The organism is Chromobacterium sp. Rain0013 (assembly GCF_015291765.1).
Lineage (GTDB): Bacteria > Pseudomonadota > Gammaproteobacteria > Burkholderiales > Chromobacteriaceae > Chromobacterium > Chromobacterium haemolyticum.
The window spans coordinates 2,311,440-2,326,703 of sequence record NZ_CP031514.1; the positions used below are offsets into that span (position 1 = coordinate 2,311,440).

At 66.7% G+C, this 15,264-nt stretch carries 14 protein-coding genes; 9 read left to right on the forward strand and 5 right to left on the reverse strand.

The genetic code is table 11. The features are described from left to right. Positions 1-216: 216 nt before the first annotated feature. Positions 217-546 carry a hypothetical protein gene (locus tag DXT74_RS10890; protein WP_043633645.1) on the forward strand — a complete coding sequence of 110 codons (330 nt, stop codon included), beginning with the start codon at positions 217-219 and terminating at the stop codon, positions 544-546. A 180-nt stretch (positions 547-726) separates the two neighbouring features. On the opposite strand, the gene DXT74_RS10895 is transcribed toward DXT74_RS10890, so the two are convergent. After that, complete coding sequence (locus DXT74_RS10895) at positions 727-2,349, reverse strand: diguanylate cyclase domain-containing protein (protein ID WP_194427927.1); 1,623 nt, start codon at positions 2,347-2,349, stop codon at positions 727-729. Between the two features lie 77 nt (positions 2,350-2,426). Next, complete coding sequence (locus tag DXT74_RS10900) at positions 2,427-3,071, reverse strand: TetR/AcrR family transcriptional regulator (RefSeq protein ID WP_194427928.1); 645 nt, start codon at positions 3,069-3,071, stop codon at positions 2,427-2,429. Positions 3,072-3,168: 97 nt separating this feature from the next. Here DXT74_RS10900 and DXT74_RS10905 point away from each other — a divergent pair, with 97 nt between their 5' ends. From DXT74_RS10905 to DXT74_RS10930, 6 genes are all read left to right on the forward strand, one after another. Next, positions 3,169-3,849 carry a DAPG hydrolase family protein gene (locus tag DXT74_RS10905; protein WP_114152847.1) on the forward strand — a complete coding sequence of 227 codons (681 nt, stop codon included), beginning with the start codon at positions 3,169-3,171 and terminating at the stop codon, positions 3,847-3,849. Positions 3,850-4,002: 153 nt separating this feature from the next. Then, positions 4,003-5,025 (forward strand): putative 2-aminoethylphosphonate ABC transporter substrate-binding protein, encoded by a 1,023-nt coding sequence (locus tag DXT74_RS10910; protein ID WP_194427929.1) that lies wholly within the window; start codon positions 4,003-4,005, stop codon positions 5,023-5,025. Positions 5,026-5,093: 68 nt separating this feature from the next. Next, a complete protein-coding gene (locus DXT74_RS10915) occupies positions 5,094-6,194 on the forward strand; it encodes a putative 2-aminoethylphosphonate ABC transporter ATP-binding protein (protein WP_052051936.1) in 1,101 nt (366 codons plus the stop codon). Further along, on the forward strand, positions 6,188-7,885 hold the full coding sequence (locus DXT74_RS10920; protein WP_019103131.1) for a putative 2-aminoethylphosphonate ABC transporter permease subunit: 1,698 nt from the start codon (positions 6,188-6,190) through the stop codon (positions 7,883-7,885). Before DXT74_RS10915 ends, DXT74_RS10920 begins: the two co-directional genes overlap by 7 nt. A 60-nt stretch (positions 7,886-7,945) precedes the next feature. Beyond that, entirely contained in the window at positions 7,946-8,338 is a 393-nt protein-coding gene (locus DXT74_RS10925) for a DUF4280 domain-containing protein (RefSeq protein WP_081555265.1), read from the forward strand. A gap of 335 nt (positions 8,339-8,673) precedes the next feature. Further along, the gene (locus DXT74_RS10930) at positions 8,674-9,174 is read left to right on the forward strand and encodes an activator protein (RefSeq protein ID WP_194427930.1); all 501 of its coding nucleotides are present in this window, start codon (positions 8,674-8,676) and stop codon (positions 9,172-9,174) included. Positions 9,175-9,414: 240 nt separating this feature from the next. Here the strand turns inward: DXT74_RS10930 and DXT74_RS10935 are convergent, their stop codons facing one another. Beyond that, positions 9,415-10,239: an ABC transporter substrate-binding protein gene (locus DXT74_RS10935; protein ID WP_194427931.1), complete on the reverse strand. Its 825-nt coding sequence runs from the start codon at positions 10,237-10,239 to the stop codon at positions 9,415-9,417. Between the two features lie 182 nt (positions 10,240-10,421). Between DXT74_RS10935 and DXT74_RS10940 the strand changes: the two genes are divergently transcribed. Together DXT74_RS10940 and DXT74_RS10945 are read left to right on the forward strand one after the other, a co-directional pair. Continuing rightward, positions 10,422-11,513 carry an agmatine/peptidylarginine deiminase gene (locus tag DXT74_RS10940; RefSeq protein ID WP_194427932.1) on the forward strand — a complete coding sequence of 364 codons (1,092 nt, stop codon included), beginning with the start codon at positions 10,422-10,424 and terminating at the stop codon, positions 11,511-11,513. Between the two features lie 232 nt (positions 11,514-11,745). Next, positions 11,746-12,696, forward strand: coding sequence for a LysR family transcriptional regulator (locus tag DXT74_RS10945; RefSeq protein WP_081555262.1), 951 nt, complete (start codon positions 11,746-11,748; stop codon positions 12,694-12,696). Positions 12,697-12,847: 151 nt separating this feature from the next. Here DXT74_RS10945 and DXT74_RS10950 read toward each other — a convergent pair whose 3' ends face one another. Both DXT74_RS10950 and xylB read right to left on the reverse strand, forming a co-directional pair. Then, positions 12,848-13,786 carry a carbohydrate kinase gene (locus tag DXT74_RS10950; protein ID WP_194427933.1) on the reverse strand — a complete coding sequence of 313 codons (939 nt, stop codon included), beginning with the start codon at positions 13,784-13,786 and terminating at the stop codon, positions 12,848-12,850. Then, a complete protein-coding gene (gene xylB, locus DXT74_RS10955; protein ID WP_194427934.1) occupies positions 13,783-15,255 on the reverse strand; it encodes a xylulokinase in 1,473 nt (490 codons plus the stop codon). Before xylB ends, DXT74_RS10950 begins: the two co-directional genes overlap by 4 nt. Positions 15,256-15,264: the final 9 nt, after the last annotated feature.

Consider the following 15,264-nt stretch of genomic DNA (forward strand, 5'->3'; position numbering starts at 1 on the left):
CCGCTTCCGGCTGGCGGGACGCCGGAGAACGTGTTTACGATTTCGCGAGCTAAGGCGAGACAAGGCGAAAACCGCTGAGAAAGCGGAATGTACAGGTGGTACATGAGCATTTCGAAGTGGTTTTCAACGCTGTATCGCCGACGCGCAGCAGATCGTAAACAGGTTCTGAGCGGTGCGCATGCAATGGTCGTCCCGCCATTGGCAGGAGTAATGGACATGGCTTTGCAATCGAGAAACTGGCATGCCTGGCTGAACGCGATGCCGGGCCACCCCAAGAGTTTGCATGTGGCGGGCGATGTGGTGGTGGCCAACCCCGGCGTGGAAGCGGTGCTGACCATGCGCGAGCCGCAGGGCATCAACCCGGCCATCCTGATGCTGGATTTGCACCTGGTGCAGAAGCCCGGCATGTGGCCGCAGGTGCTGGCGGTGGCGAACGCCCGCTACGACCGGGTGTTGCCGCCGGGCGCGCCCAAGTATACGGCGGTGGAAGTGCTGCACAATAACGAGCGGGTGGCTTATATCGAGCCTATTCCCGAGATAGTGTAGACAGCGGCGGCGGCCTGGCAGGGCCGCCGCATGCTTAGAGCCTGTTCAAAGTCTCGCGAGCAAGAGCGAGACAAGGCGAAAACGGCTGTGAAAGCGGAATGTGCGCGTGGTACATGAGCATTTCGACGGGGTACTCACCGTGGGGCGCATCACGAAGCGCGGCAGATCGTAAACCGGCTCTTACAGCGTGATGCTTTCGCAGCCGCTAAGGCCGGATTTCTTGGCCCGGTACATGGCTTGGTCGGCCGCCTGCAGCAGGCTGTCCGGGCTGCTCTCGTCGTTGCCCAGCGCGATGCCGACGGAAATGCCCAGCTGGCGCTGTTCGCCGCCGATGTCGAACGGCGTCTGCATCGTCTCTATGCACTTGGTCGCCACGATGCGCGCCACCTCCTCGGCGTCCTCGCCCAGATCGCCGATCAACAGCACGAACTCGTCGCCGCCGATGCGCGCCAGGGTGTCGGTCTGGCGCACGATGCCGCTCAGGCGCTGCGCCGCCTGCCACAGCACCTTGTCGCCGGCCTTGTGGCCGTAGTTGTCGTTGATCTGCTTGAAGCCGTCCAGGTCCAGAAACAGCAGGCCCAGTTTGCCTTTCTTGCGCTGGGCGCGGGCCAGCGCCATGTTCAGGCGGTCCGCCAGCAGCGCGCGATTGGGCAGGCCGGTCAGGGCGTCGTGGTGGGCCATGCGGGCCAGCTCCGCCTGGTGTTGGTTCAGTTTGCTCAAGAGCCGGTTGAAGGCGGCCAGCAAATGTCCTACTTCATCGTTGCGCTTGACCGGCAGCGGCTCCAGCGGCAACTCGCCGCGGGTCATGCGGTCCGCGTGGCTGGCGGCGCGGAACAGCGGGCGGAACAGCAGGTACAGGCCCGCGCCCGCGGCCAGGGCGAACACCAGAATGGCGAGCGCCGCGTTTTTCAGTAAAAAGGTTTGCACCCGGTCCACGGTGGCGAAGGCCTCGCTGCTGGGCAGCCGGGCCACCACGAACCAGCCGGTGCTGGGCACGGAGGCGATGGCGGACACTTCCTCGTCCCCTTGGGCGTTGACGGTGATGCCGACGCCGCGAAAGCCGGCCATCGCCCGGTCGTGCAAGGGGTTGATGCCTGTCGGTGGCGTGGGCTTGAGCACCATGTCAGGCTGGGAGGAGGCGATGAACATCTGGTCTTGCGGAGAGATCAGCAAGAAGCCGCTGTTCGGCCCGCCGATGCGTGAGGCCAGCAGCAAGTCCAGAAAGCCCGGCGCGGCCAGCGCGGTGACGCCGGCCAGCGCGCCTTGCGGCTGTCCGTGGCGCCAGGGCAGGGCCGCGGCCATCGGCAGCACCGGTTTTTTGCTGACGCGGCCGACGATGGGCCGGCCGATGGCGGTGCGGTCAAGATTGGGCGGGCTGGACAGCGCGATGCGGATGTAGTCGCGGTCGGAAAAGTTTCGGCCGGCGCGGCCCGGCATCTGCGGGTAGTCGGCAATGGCGCGGCCGTCCGGCGTCACTACGTAGAGGCCTTGCGAGAACGGACATTGGAAGTCGCAATGCAGGCGCAGCCAGGCTTGCAGTTCGGCCGGGCGTTGCAGCAGATCCAGGGGAAGTTCGGCGGCCAGCCGGCGCAGCAGCGCCTGACGCTGCTGAATCTTGAAGTCCACGTCGCGAGCGACATAGCTGGCCAGCGCCATCTGCTGGTTTTGCACCACCTTGCTCAAGTCTTCGCGCAGAAACTGGCTGACCGCGTAGTAGCGCGCCACCGTGCCGGTGACCACGATGCCCAGCGCCAGCAGCAGCAAGCGGGTAACGATGCTATCAAGGACGCGGCGCAGGCTCATGGCGGCAAACAGAGTTGTCTTCCAGATAGTTTAGTCAAGGTTTTGTGCCTTGTATGCCCAAGGCCTGGCGGGACGGCTCAGCGCGGCAGCAGCCCGGCGCAACACAGCGCCACCGCGGCGTGGATGCGTTCGCCGGGATCGTGGTCCGGCAGCGGCGGGATCAGGCCCAAGGCCATTTGGCGCAGCGGCTCGGCTATCGTCATCGCCAGCAGCAGTTCGGCGGTTTGCGCCGGTTGCGGGCAGTGGATCAGGCCCTGTTCCGCCTGGCGTTCCAACCAGCCGGCCAAGAGCGCGGCGCAGCGTTGCACGCCGTGTTCCGCGTATTGCGCCAGCGCCTGTTCGCGGCCGGGAAAGTCCCCTATCAGCAGGCGGAACAGCCCTACCGCCTCACGCGTCAGCACCTTGGCCGCCACTGTGTTCAGCAAGGCCTCCAGCGCCTGGGGCAGGTGGGCGGGGGCCGTCAGCGGCTCGCTCATCGGCGCGACGAAGGCGTCGGTCCAGCCGTGAATGACTGCGCCCAGCAATTGCTCGCTGTTGTCGGCGAAGCGGTACACCGTTTTCTTGGCCACGCCCGCCCGCTGCGCCACCGCCGCCATGGTGGCGGCCTGATAACCCTGGCTCAGCAAGAGTTCGGTGGCGGCGTCCAGCACCTGTTGACGCAACTCCCGTTCCGGCATGGCGGGGCGGCCGCGCGCGCGCGGCTCCTGATCCTGGCTTGACATCTGGATATGGCTTCCTCATTATGGAAACGTGATGCGTTTCCAAATTAATGGAAGCCGCGCATCCCGCCCTGTCATTCTTCACGCCAAGGAGTGTACTGTGAATTCTCTCTATGAAACATCTTACGACGAGCTGTTGCAGCCCGGCCCGCTCATGCTGGAAACCGGCGTGCGCCGCCTGGACGATGGCCGGCTGCTGGTGGCCGCGCGAACCGAGTTGCCCGGCTGCGCCGGCCGCATGTTCGATTGGTGGTTTACTTTCTTTGATTCCACCCAGCACATCCGCTGGTGGCATCCGCACGACCATGTGGAACTGCGGGGTTGGGACGGACGCCGCTCCACCGGCCGCGGCTATGTGGGCGCCACCGTGCGCGCGGTGGAGGCGTTGGGCGAGGTCCCGCCGGTGCCGGCGGTGTTGAAATTTCACCCGCCGGAAACCTTCTTCGGGGCCGGCCGGCTCAGCGCCGCGCTGGCGCGCGGCGACGTCTCGGCCGCGGTGTGCGCGCGCATTGCCTTTGGAGAGGAGCCTCGGCTCAGCGCCGACGGCGATCCGCTGGACGGCGAGATGGTGCACCTGACGCGGGACACCGCCCATGGCGCGGTGCTGCGCAGCCGCTTTCTGCTGGGCGCGGCCGACGGCGTCGGCGAACCGGTGCCGGAACGCCTGGGCCTGGAATTGATGCGCCACTGCTACAACGAGTTCAGCTGCCTGGCGCGGCTATTGCCCTCTCTGTATTACGGCGAGCACGCCAACGGCGAGAAAGGGCCGCTGGCCTGGTAGGCCGCGCTCCGGCGGGAAGACATCCAGCCGCGCAAGACAAGCTTCACCCGGCCGTCACCGCGCTGTCATCGGCGCGTCGTAAGGTGGCGGCTGATTGAAGGACGGCGCATGGGCCATGAGGTCTATACGTCTAAACCCATTGGAGCGATGTCGATGAAACAGCTGATTGCCTTGGCCGCCGGCCTGGCCCTGTCCGGCCTGACGGCCCCTCTGGCGCAGGCCGCCACCACCCTGACCGTGTACACCGCGCTGGAGGCGGATCAGGTCAAGGAATACAAGGAGGCTTTTGAAAAGGCCAACCCGGACATCGAAATCCGCTTCGTGCGCGAATCCACCGGCATCATCACCGCCAAACTACTGTCCGAGAAAAACAATCCCCAAGCCGACGCGGTATGGGGCCTGGCCGCCACCAGCCTGATGGTTCTGGACCAGCAGGGCATGCTGCAGCCTTACGCGCCCAAGGGCGTGGACAAGCTGAGCCCGCAATTCGTCGACAAGGCCAAGCCGCCCAAATGGACCGGCATGAATGTGTGGGCCGCCACCATCTGTTTCAACACCGTGGAAGCGGCCAAGAAAAACCTGCCCAAACCCGAGAGCTGGGCCGACCTCGCCAAGCCGGTTTACAAGGGCCAGATCGTGATGCCGCACCCGGCGTCCTCCGGCACCGGCTATCTGGACGTGTCCGCCTGGTTGCAGATGATGGGCGAAAAAAAGGGCTGGGATTATATGGACAAGCTGCACGTCAATATGGCGCAGTACGTCCACTCCGGCTCCAAACCGTGCAAGATGGCCGCCGCCGGCGAGTATCCGATAGGCATCTCCTTCGAATACCGAGGCGCCCAGCTGAAAGAGAAGGGCGCGCCCATCGACCTGATTTACCCGAAGGAAGGCCTGGGTTGGGATCTGGAGGCCACCGCCATCATCAAGGGCAGCAAGAAGCTGGCCGCCGCGCAGAAGCTGGCGGACTTCTCGGTCAGCCTGCCGGCGATGCGTTTGTATGAAAAGAACTACGCGGTGCTGGCCATGCCCGGCGTGGCCAAACCCAACCCCTTCATCCCCGCCGACTACGCCCAGCGCCTGAGCAAGAACAACTTCGCCTGGGCCGCCAAACAGCGCGAGGCCATCCTGCGCGAATGGTCGCACCGCTATGAAAGCAAGGCCGAGCCCAAGAGCTGAGCGGGTTCCCGCCATTACGCCGCCCGCCGGGCGGCGTCGTTTCATTTCAAGACACCCTGGAGTTGCGCATGAAACCGGCCGATAGTTTGGACGGCTTGTCCGAACACCTGTCCGTCCGCGGCCTCAGCCGCCGTTTTGGCGGCTTCACCGCCTTGGACGAGGTGTCCTTGTCCATCCGCAAGGGTGAATTTGTCTGCCTGCTGGGCCCGTCCGGCTGCGGCAAGACCACCTTGTTGCGCCTGATCGCCGGGCTGGACCAGCCGGACGCCGGCAGCGTCCATTTGCTGGAGCGCGACATCACTCGCGAACCGCCGGCCCGCCGCGACTACGGCATCGTGTTCCAGAGCTACGCCTTGTTCCCCAATCTCAATGTCGCGGACAACATCGCTTACGGCCTCAAGCCGCGCGGCGGCGGCGCGCGCCACGCCCGCCGCGTGCGGGAGCTGCTCGACCTGGTGGGCTTGCCCGGCGCCGAGGAAAAATACCCCGCCCAGCTGTCCGGCGGCCAGCAGCAACGCGTGGCGCTGGCGCGCGCGCTGGCCACCTCGCCCGGCCTGCTGCTGCTGGACGAGCCGCTGTCCGCGCTGGACGCGCGGGTGCGCGACAAGCTGCGCGACGAACTCAAGGGCCTGCAAAAACGCTTGGGCGTCACCACGCTGATGGTGACCCACGACCAGGCCGAGGCGCTGGCCATCGCGGACCGGGTGGTAGTGATGAACGCAGGCGGCATCGAGCAGATCGGCACGCCGGCCGAGATCTACCGCCGTCCCGCCAGCCGCTTCGTCGCGGAATTCGTCGGCGCCGCCAACTGGCTGCCGGCGCGGCGGCTGGACGGCCACGAGGCCGCCGTCGGCAACTGCCTGCTGCGCTTGGACGCGCCCTTGCCGCAGAGCGAGGCGCTGACCCTGTTCCTGCGGCCGGAAGACATCATCGTCAAGGCGCGTTGGGACGGCGCGCCCAACACCTTGCTGGCGCGGGTGGCCGACATCAGCTTCGGCGGCGCCATGACCCGGCTGCGGCTGCAGCCGGAAGCCATGCCCGGCCTGGCGTTGCACGCGGAAATCTGTCCGTCCATGCTGCAGCGCCAGCCGCTGACGCCGGGCGAGGTGGTGCCGGTGGAGTTGCCGGCCGCGCTGCTGCGCGCCTATGCCGGGGAGGGCGCATGCTGAGCCGCGCGCTGAACGGCTGGCGCGCCGCGCCGGCCTGCGGCGAGCGCCGGGCCGCCGCCGCGCTGGTGTGGACGCTGACGGCGCTGCTGGCTTTGGCGCTTGGCCTGCCGCTGCTGTTCATCTTCGGCAAATCGGTATTGGACATGGACGGCGGCTTTGTCGGCCTGGCCAATTTCGCTCAGGTATTGGACAGCCCCGGCCTGATGCGCGCCGCGCGGCACAGCCTGTGGCTGGCGCTGACCGTCACCGCGCTGGTGTTGCCGCTGGCCTTCGCCTTTGCCTGGGGGCTGAGCCGCAGCCGCGTTTGGGGCCGCGGGGTGTTCCGCCAGATCGCCTTGTCGCCGCTCTTGGCGCCGTCGCTGATGCCGGCCATCTCGCTGGTGTATTTGTTCGGCAACCAGGGCCTGCTCAAATCCTGGCTGGACGACGGCAGCGTCTACGGCTTTTGGGGCGTGGTGCTGGGCGAGGCCTTCTATACCTTTCCGCATGCGCTGCTGATCCTGCTGACCGCGTTGTCGGCGTCGGACGCGCGTTTGTACGAGGCCGGCCGCGCGCTGGGCGCGGGCGCGCTGCGTCGCTTCCTCACCATCACCCTGCCGGGCGCGCGCTATGGCCTGGCCTCGGCGGGCCTGGTGGTATTCACCCTGGTGATCACTGATTTCGGCGTACCCAAGGTGGTGGGCGGCGACTACAACGTGCTGGCGGTGGAAGCCTTCAAGCAGGTGGTGGGCCAGCAACACTTCCCGCGCGGCGCGGTGGTGGGGCTGATGCTGCTGCTGCCGGCGGTGTTTTCCTTCTTTATCGAGCGGCGCATGGCGCGCCGCCAGCAGGCGGCGCTGGGCGCGCGCGCGGTGCCGTTTTCGCCGGGGCGTGGGCCATGGCGCGACGCGGCCGCCGGGCTGTTGTTGGCGATGATCTCGGTGCCGCTGTTGGCCTTGCTGGGCGTGGGCGTCGTGGCTTCCTTCATCAAATACTGGCCTTACGACTTAAGCCTGACGCTGGCGCACTACCAGTTCGACAGTGTGGACGGCGGCGGCTGGAGCGCTTATTTCAATAGTTTGAAGCTGGCCTGCATCACCGCCGGCGCGGGCAGCCTGCTGGTGTTCGCCGGCGCTTACGCCTGCGAGAAGCTGCCGGCCGCGCCGCTGGGCCGCGTGCTGTTGCGCTTTTTCGCCATGCTGCCGATGGCGGTGCCCGGCCTGGTGCTGGGTCTGGGCTATGTGTTTTTCTTCAACCATCCGGACAATCCGCTGCATGGGCTCTACGGCGGCATGACCTTGATGGCCGCCTGCACTATCGCCCACTTCTACACCACCGGCCACCTGACCATGAGCACCGCGCTCAAGCAACTGGACGGCGAGTTCGAAGCGGTGGCCGCCTCGCTCAAAGTGCCGTTCTGGGTGACGTTGCGGCGGGTGACGCTGCCGGTGTGCCTGCCGGCGCTGCTGGACGTGATGCGCTATCTGTTCGTGTCCGCGATGACCACGTTGTCGGCGCTGATCTTCATCGCCAGCCCGGACAACAGCCTGGCCGCGGTGGCCATCGTCACGATGGACGACGCCGGCGACACCGCGGCGGCGGCGGCGATGGCCACCCTGATCGCGCTGAGCTCGGCCGGGGTGTCGTTGTTGTTGCTGGGGCTGGAGCGAGTCTTGACCCGGCGCGGCCAGGGCTGGCGCGGCCGCGCTTGACGATGGCTCGCTTTGGCGTGACGATGTCATGTCTTGGCCCGCCGGAGTGAGGAAACGCGCATGGGATGTCCGCAAGTGTGCATGGGCGCGATGCTGCAATGCAGCTTCGGCGTCGCCCCCAGCAGCCTGATGGTGTTGCCCGCCAACCGGGTGATGGCCGGCGGCGTGCCGGCCGCCAATATCATGGACCATGTGCCCATGCTCAACGTCATGCCCTTCGGCATGTGTCAAAGCCCGGCCAACCCAATGGTGGCGGCCGCCACCGCCGCCGCCATGGGCGTGCTGACGCCCATGCCCTGCATCCCGGTCACTGCCGCGCCGTGGACGCCGGGCGCGCCCACGGTGCTGATTGGCAATATGCCGGCGCTGGACAGCAACAGCATGCTGATGTGCAACTGGGGCGGGGTGATCAAGATCAACTCGCCGGGTCAGTTCACGGTGATGATTCCCTGAGAACCTGTTTACGATCTGCTACGCGTCGTGAAACGTGGCTCGGTGAGTACACCTTCAAAATGCTCATGTACCGTGTGTACACTCCGCCTTTTCAGCTGTTGTCGCCTTGTCTCGCTCTTGCTGCGAGACTTTGAACAGGTTCCGCTCTGGAAGCCTGTTTGCGTTTGAGCGACCGGGTTTTGGCGCCGACAGCTGGCGCTTGTTCATCAGCCTATAGGTCAGGCAGCCGACGGACGGCGGCTTGATGAAAATCAAACGTTTAATTTAAATGACATTTTAATTTATGGGCTTCTTGCCGATTGGCATGAATCAACCTTCTCAAGCAAGGAGCCGTCATGAGCTTTTCCCATTGTCTCGCCGCCGCTGCACTCAGCCTGGCCGTCGCTTCCGCCTTCGCCGTCACCATCACCCCGCCGGGCCCCGGCGGCGCGGCCATGCCGTTTTCCGCGGTGGGGCCGGCCAAGGTGGGCAAGCTGGGCATTGATCTGGATTGCAAGGCGGTGTTCAGCGGCACCGTGGACGGTTACGGCAATGTGGCCATCACCAGCGCCTCGTTCAGCGGCGGCGCGCTGTGCAAGCTGATCAAGCCCACCGCCTCGGTCGCCTCGCCGTGGACCGGTCACGTGGACACCGCGACTCAACTGACTTTGGATAATGTGTCGGTGAATGTGAAATCGCCGATCGCCGGCGGCCTGTGCGGTCCCACCAAGATTGTGGGCAGCGTGGCCGACAACGGCAGCGAAACCGTGATTGGCCTGTATGCGGCCCAGTTGTCCGGCGGCTGTTCCATTACCGCGACGTTGAGCACTACGCCGTATATGCGGGTTACGCCCTAGAACCTGTTTACGATCTGCTGCGCTGCGTGAGGCGTGACACGGTGAGTACCGCCTCGAAATGCTCATGTGCACTATGAACATTCCGCTTTCTCAGCCGTTTTCGCCTTGCCTCGCCCTTGCTCGCGAGACTTGAACAGGCTCTTGGCGATCGGCATTGAAAACGCCTTAATGGACCCCTGACGCGCCGCATGGCGGCTTCAGGGGTTTTGTTTATGCGGGCGGAAGCCGGCGGCCTTCTATTCAACGGGCCGGCGTCTGGAGAAAATGCTCGACGATGCGTTCGGTTTCGCCGGACTGCTTCATCGCCTGCAAGGCCGCGCTCAGCTTGCCGGCCAGAGAGGCCGGGTCCAGCCGTTGCGGGTAGTTGTCCGGGCTTAGCGGCTGGTCGGAGCGGTAATCCGGGTTGGGCAGCGCCCGGTAAAAGCGCGAATGCTTGGAAAAGCCCATATGCATTGCCTGCCAGGGCTCCAGCGACGGGTGCAGCGTCAGCCCGGCCGGCCGCAGCCGTTCCCAGTAGAAGCGCAGCGTGAGTTCGTCATAGATGTAGAAATCCGCCTTGCCGGCGCTGATCAGGCGGAAGGCGCGTTCGACATCCAGCTCCGGCACTTGCAGCAACTTGGTGCGCGCTTGCCAGGGAGGGGGAAGCAGGTCCGGGTTGCCCAGGCTGCGCAACTCAACATTATTATCCAGATCGGCGTAGCCGCGTACGGGCGCGTGTTTGGCGCGGGTAATGATGACATGGCGCTCACGCAGGCCGTTGGCCACAAACAGGACGATTGGTTCGCGCTCCGCGTTGTAGGTGTAGCCGGGGTAGAAGTCCACCTCGCCCTGCGCCAGCGCTTGCAACACCCGCTTCTTTGGCAGACGCACCACTTTCAGCGTGCAGCCGATGCGCTGGCAGGCGCGGCTGTACAGGGTTTTATAGATGCCGTCGTCGCTCTCGTCCTCGATATAGGGACGCCGCTCATTGGTGCGGTAGCCCATCACCAGCTCGGGGTCTTGCGCCCAAGCGGGGAAGGCCTGGGCCGCAATGGCGGTGATGAGAAGGCAAAGCGCGAGACGCATGGCGGTCCCTCCGGTCGTTCGTTTTCAGCTTATGTCATTCCCGTCGCCAGCGCGCGGCGGAGACAAATACATGATAGAAATAGATAGGTTTCCGCAAAATTCATCGCTTTTTCAAATGTATGTCCACTTGCACAATGCTGACCGCAGCCATGTGGCTGGAAACCGGTCTTGGAGACGCGGCGATGAGTACGAGACGACACTTTCTGGGCGCTAGCCTGTTGACGGCGGGGAGCCTGCTGGCCGCCCGCGGCTGGAGCGGCGCGCCGAGCGCGCCCGGCTACCGCATGCCGGACGAGGGCGAACGCCACGCGGCCACCTGGATGGCCTTTGGTCCCAGCCTGGCGGTGTGGGGCGATGACTTGCTGCCGGTGGTGCGGCGCGATCTGGCGCGGGTGGCTCAGGCCATCGCCGCCCACGAGCCGGTGCGCATGCTGGCGCGCGCCGAGGACATGGAACTGGCGGCCAAGCTGTGCGGCCCCAAGGTGGAGCTGCTGGAGCAACCGCTGGACGATTTGTGGATACGCGACAGCGGCCCGGTCTTCGTCAAGGGCGAAGGCGGGGCGCCGGCGGCGGTGGATTTCAACTTCAACGGCTGGGGCGGCAAGCAGGCGTATCGTCGGGACGCCAAAGTGGCCGCCGCGGTGGCGGCCAAGAGCGGGGCGCCGGCCGTGAGGACCTCGTTGGTGCTGGAGGGCGGCGGCATTGAAGTGGACGGCGAGGGAACCGCCATCATCACGGAAAGCTGCGTGCTCAACCCCAACCGCAACCCCGGCTGGAACAAGGCACGGTGCGAGCGCGAACTGCGCCGGCTGCTGGGCGTGGACAAGGTGATCTGGCTGCCCGGCATCGCCGGCCGCGACATCACCGACGGTCATACCGATTTCTACGCCCGTTTCGCCCGCCCCGGCGTGGTGGTGGCCGGCTTGGACACGGATCCGCAGTCCTACGATTACGCGGTGACCCGTCGCCACCTGGCCTTGCTGCGTCAGGCGCGGGACGCGCGCGGCCGCAAGCTGGAGGTGGTGGTCTTGCAGGGGCCCGAGCGGGTGCGGCCCGAGTACGAGGGGCATGAGATGGCGGCGGGCTACATCAATTTCTATGTCTGCAACGGCGCGGTGATTGCGCCGGAGTTCGGCGACGCCAAGGCGGACCGCAACGCGCGGGCGGCGCTGCGCGAGTTGTTTCCGCAGCGCGAAGTGGTGCAGTTGAACATCGACGGCATCGCAGCCGGCGGCGGCGGCATTCATTGCGCCACCCAGCAGCAGCCGGCCTGAGAACCCGTTTACACGCTGCCGCGCGTTGGCGATACGGCGTTGAAAACGAGCTCACAATGCTCATGCACCGCCTGTACATTCCGCTTTCTCAGCCGCTGCGCCTTCTTCTTGCTTGTGGGACGTTGAGCAGGTTCTCAGCTCGCGGGATCGTAAACATGTTCTAATCGGGCGGCGTAGAAGGCAATATCGCCGCCACGCCGGCCCAGGCCGGAAACCAAGAGGACATATCCGGATGGATAGAGGCAGTAACAGCGGCGGGCCTAAGGCGGGCGAGTGGGAAGACCAGGCAACCGGCGAGCTTGGCCGTCTGCCGTCGCTGCGGCTGCTGACCGGTTTCGAAGCCGCCGCGCGCCTGGGCAGCGTCTCCCGCGCCGCCGAGGCGCTGCACCTGTCGCAGTCCGCGGTCAGTCACCAGATTCAACAGTTGGAAGCCTTTGTCGGCCAGCCCTTGTTCCAGCGCGTGGGCCGCGGCATCGAACTCACCTTTGCCGGCGAAATGCTGCAGCAGAGCGTGCGACGCGCGCTGGACACGCTGCGGCGCGGGCTGGACCGCATCGCGGTGTACACCGATCCGGGCCTGGTGGTGCTGGTGGGGCCGGCTTTTTTGCTGCACGGCTGGCTGCAGGGGCGCTTGGACCGCCTGCGCGCAGCCCACCCCGACATCGTGCCGCTGCTGTCCACGGATGAAGAACCGGGTCAGGCCGATGAGATCGACGTCGACATCGTCATCGGCCGGCAGCCGCTGGCGATGGCCGGCTGGGAAGACGCGGCCTGGCTGCGCGAGGACTGGCGTTTTGTCGCCGCGCCGGCCTTGGCGGAACGGCTGGCGGCGCTGCCGGCCGAGCGTCATCCGCAACTGACGCGCTTGATCTGCCTGGAAAAAGCCAGCATGCCGGAGGCGGCCGCCGCCGCGATGCAGTCCATGCTGCCGCGCTTCGGCATCGCCGCCGCCTACGACGCGCCGCAGTTGGCGCTGGACGCGGCCTTGCGCGGCCACGGCATCGCCTGCCTGCCGTCTATGGCCTTGGAAGAAGCGCTGGCAGAAGGCCGGCTGCGCGAACTGGCCGGCTACCCGCGCCAGCCGGGCGCGCAATGGTGGTTGTCCCGGCCGCGGGACGCTCTGCGCAGCGAGGCGATGGCGCGTATGTTCGATTGGTTGCGGAAAGAGGGCGGCTGCGAGTAGGCGGCGCCTCAGAGCCTGCTCAAAATCTGCTGAGCGTTGGCGATACGGCGTTGAAAACGTCCTCGAAATGCTCATGCCCCGTGTGTGCACTCTGCTTTTTCAGCCGTTTTCGCCTTGTCTCGCCCTTGCTCTCGAGATCGTAAACAGGTTCTTAGCCCGTCAGTTGTTCCCGTCGCGGCAGGTCCGGCCCTCGCCGCGCGCAGGTCAGGGCTGCTGCGCGCGTTGCGAAGCGGACGAGATCCTCGGTTTCCGCCCGGCTCAGCGCCGCCAGCCCGTCCGGGCTCAGCCGGTCCAGCTCGGCCAGCCGGCACAGCAGCGCGGCCTGGAAGCTATCGCCGGCGCCCACGGTGTCCACAACCTGAACGGCGGCGGCTGGATGTTCCCATTCGCCGTGACGGCGGCTGAAGACGCGAACGCCTTGTTCGCCGCGGGTGAGCAGCAGCAACTGGCATGGCGGGGCAAGCCAGCGGCGGGCGCAGGCTTCGACCTCCTGCCCCGGATACAGCAGGGTCAGATCCTCGACGCTCACCTTGATCAGATGGGCGTGGCGGCGATGGATGTCCAGGCATTGCTGCCAGCGCGCTCGTTCCGGCTCCACGTTCAGCCGCAGATTGGGGTCCAGCGAGATCAGACGCCGGCCGCTTTCGCGTGCCGCCAGCGCTTGCAACGCCTCGCCGCCGGGGCGGCTCACCAAGGCGTAGGAGCCGAAGTGCACGGCGGCGATTTCGTCTTCCAGCGTCGGCAGTTCTTCAGGATGTAGGCTGGCCTCCGGCGCGCGCTCGCCGTAAAAGCCGTACTGCGGCTGGCCGCCTTCGTCCACGCTCACCATCGCCAGCGTGGTGGGCAGATCGCGCGGCAGCAGATAGCGGCTGTCCACTCCCTCCTGTTCCAACAGCCGCCGCAGCTGTGCACCCAGATAATCGTTTGACAAGGGCGTCAGCAAGGCCGCGCTCCGGCCCAGCCGGGCCAGGCCCCGAGCCACATTGAACGGCGAACCGCCGGGCACGGCGCGGTAGTTCAGTTGCGGCCATTCCGCCGCGCCGGGTTCCAGGAAAAAATCGTACAGGGCTTCGCCGCAGCACAGAATCATATGGGGGTCTCCGCAAGTGAGGGGGGGCGCGCCTGGTAGAGCGCGCGAAAGTGACGCAGACGAGCTTGCAAGGCCTGAAGCCGGGCGGGGTCCGGGGCGTGGAGCGCCCGCGGCGACGGTTTGACGCAGACGGCGCCGAGGTCGCCGCCGTCCGCCAGCCAGCCCAGGCGAGCCGCGCCCAGCGCAGCACAGGCTTCGCCGCCCTGATGGGTGAGAATCTCGGTGTCCAGCGCGTCGGCCAGCAATTGCGCCCAGAACGGGCTGCGCGCGCCGCCGCCCACCAGGGACAAGGCTCGCGGAGCGGCGCCGGCGGCGCGCAGCGCGTCCAGCCCGTCCGCCATGCCGAAGGCGACGCCCTCCAGCACCGCGTAGCCCAGCGCGGCGCGGCAGTGCGCCTGGCTCAGGCCCCAGAAGGCGCCGGGGGCGAAGGGGTCGTTGTGCGGTGTGCGCTCGCCGGACAAATAGGGCAGGAATACCGGCGCGGCGGCTTGCTCCGCCGGGCTCAGCCGCTCTATTTCCGTCAGCAGCGTCGCCTCGTCCACGCTGGCCAGGCGGCAGAACCAGCGCAGGCAGCTGGCGGCGGACAGCATCACGCTCATCAGGCTCCAGCGAAGGGGCAGCGCGTGGCAGAAGGCGTGCAGCGCCTGCGCCGGGTTGGGGCGGAAACGATCGTCGACGACGAAGATCACCCCAGAGGTGCCCAGAGACAGGAAGCCGTCGCCCGGGGCGATCGCGCCGATGCCGACGGCGCTGGCCGCGCCATCCCCGGCGCCGCCGGCGATCAGAGGCGGCTGAGCGATGCCCCAGGCGGCCGCGGCTGCCGGGCTCAGCCTCCCGGCCGGAGCCAGTCCTTCCACCAGCCGCGGCATCTGACGACGCGAAAGTCCGCCGGCCTCCAGCAACTCGTCGGACCAGTCGCGGCGGCCCACGTCCAGCCACAAGGTGCCGGAGGCGTCCGAGGTGTCGGTGATTTTTTCGCCGCACAGGCGCAGGCGCAGATAGTCCTTGGGCAGTAGCACGGTGGCGACGGCGCGGAAGGCGTCCGGTTCATGCCGCGCCAGCCAGCGCAACTTGGGCGCGGTGAAACCCGGCATGGCCAGGTTGCCGGCGACGGCGTGGAGCCTCGGCGCGGCGGCGGTCAGCTCGGCGCACTCGGCCACGCTGCGCAGGTCGTTCCACAAGATAGCCGGCCGCAGCACCCGGTCCCGGTTGTCTAGCAGCACCGCGCCGTGCATCTGGCCGGACAGGCCCACGGCGCGGGTGGCGGCCAGTGCGGCCGGCGCCTGTTCGCGCAGCTTGGCGACCGCCGCGCAGGCGGCGCGCCACCAATCTTCCGGGTCTTGTTCGGCCCAGCCCGGCCGCGGCCGCGAGACGTCCAGCGCCGCGCCGGCGCTGGCGAGCGGGCGGTTGTCGCCGTCCAGCAGCACGGCCTTGATTTCCGACGTGCCCAGATCAATGCCTAGATACATGGTTTTGTC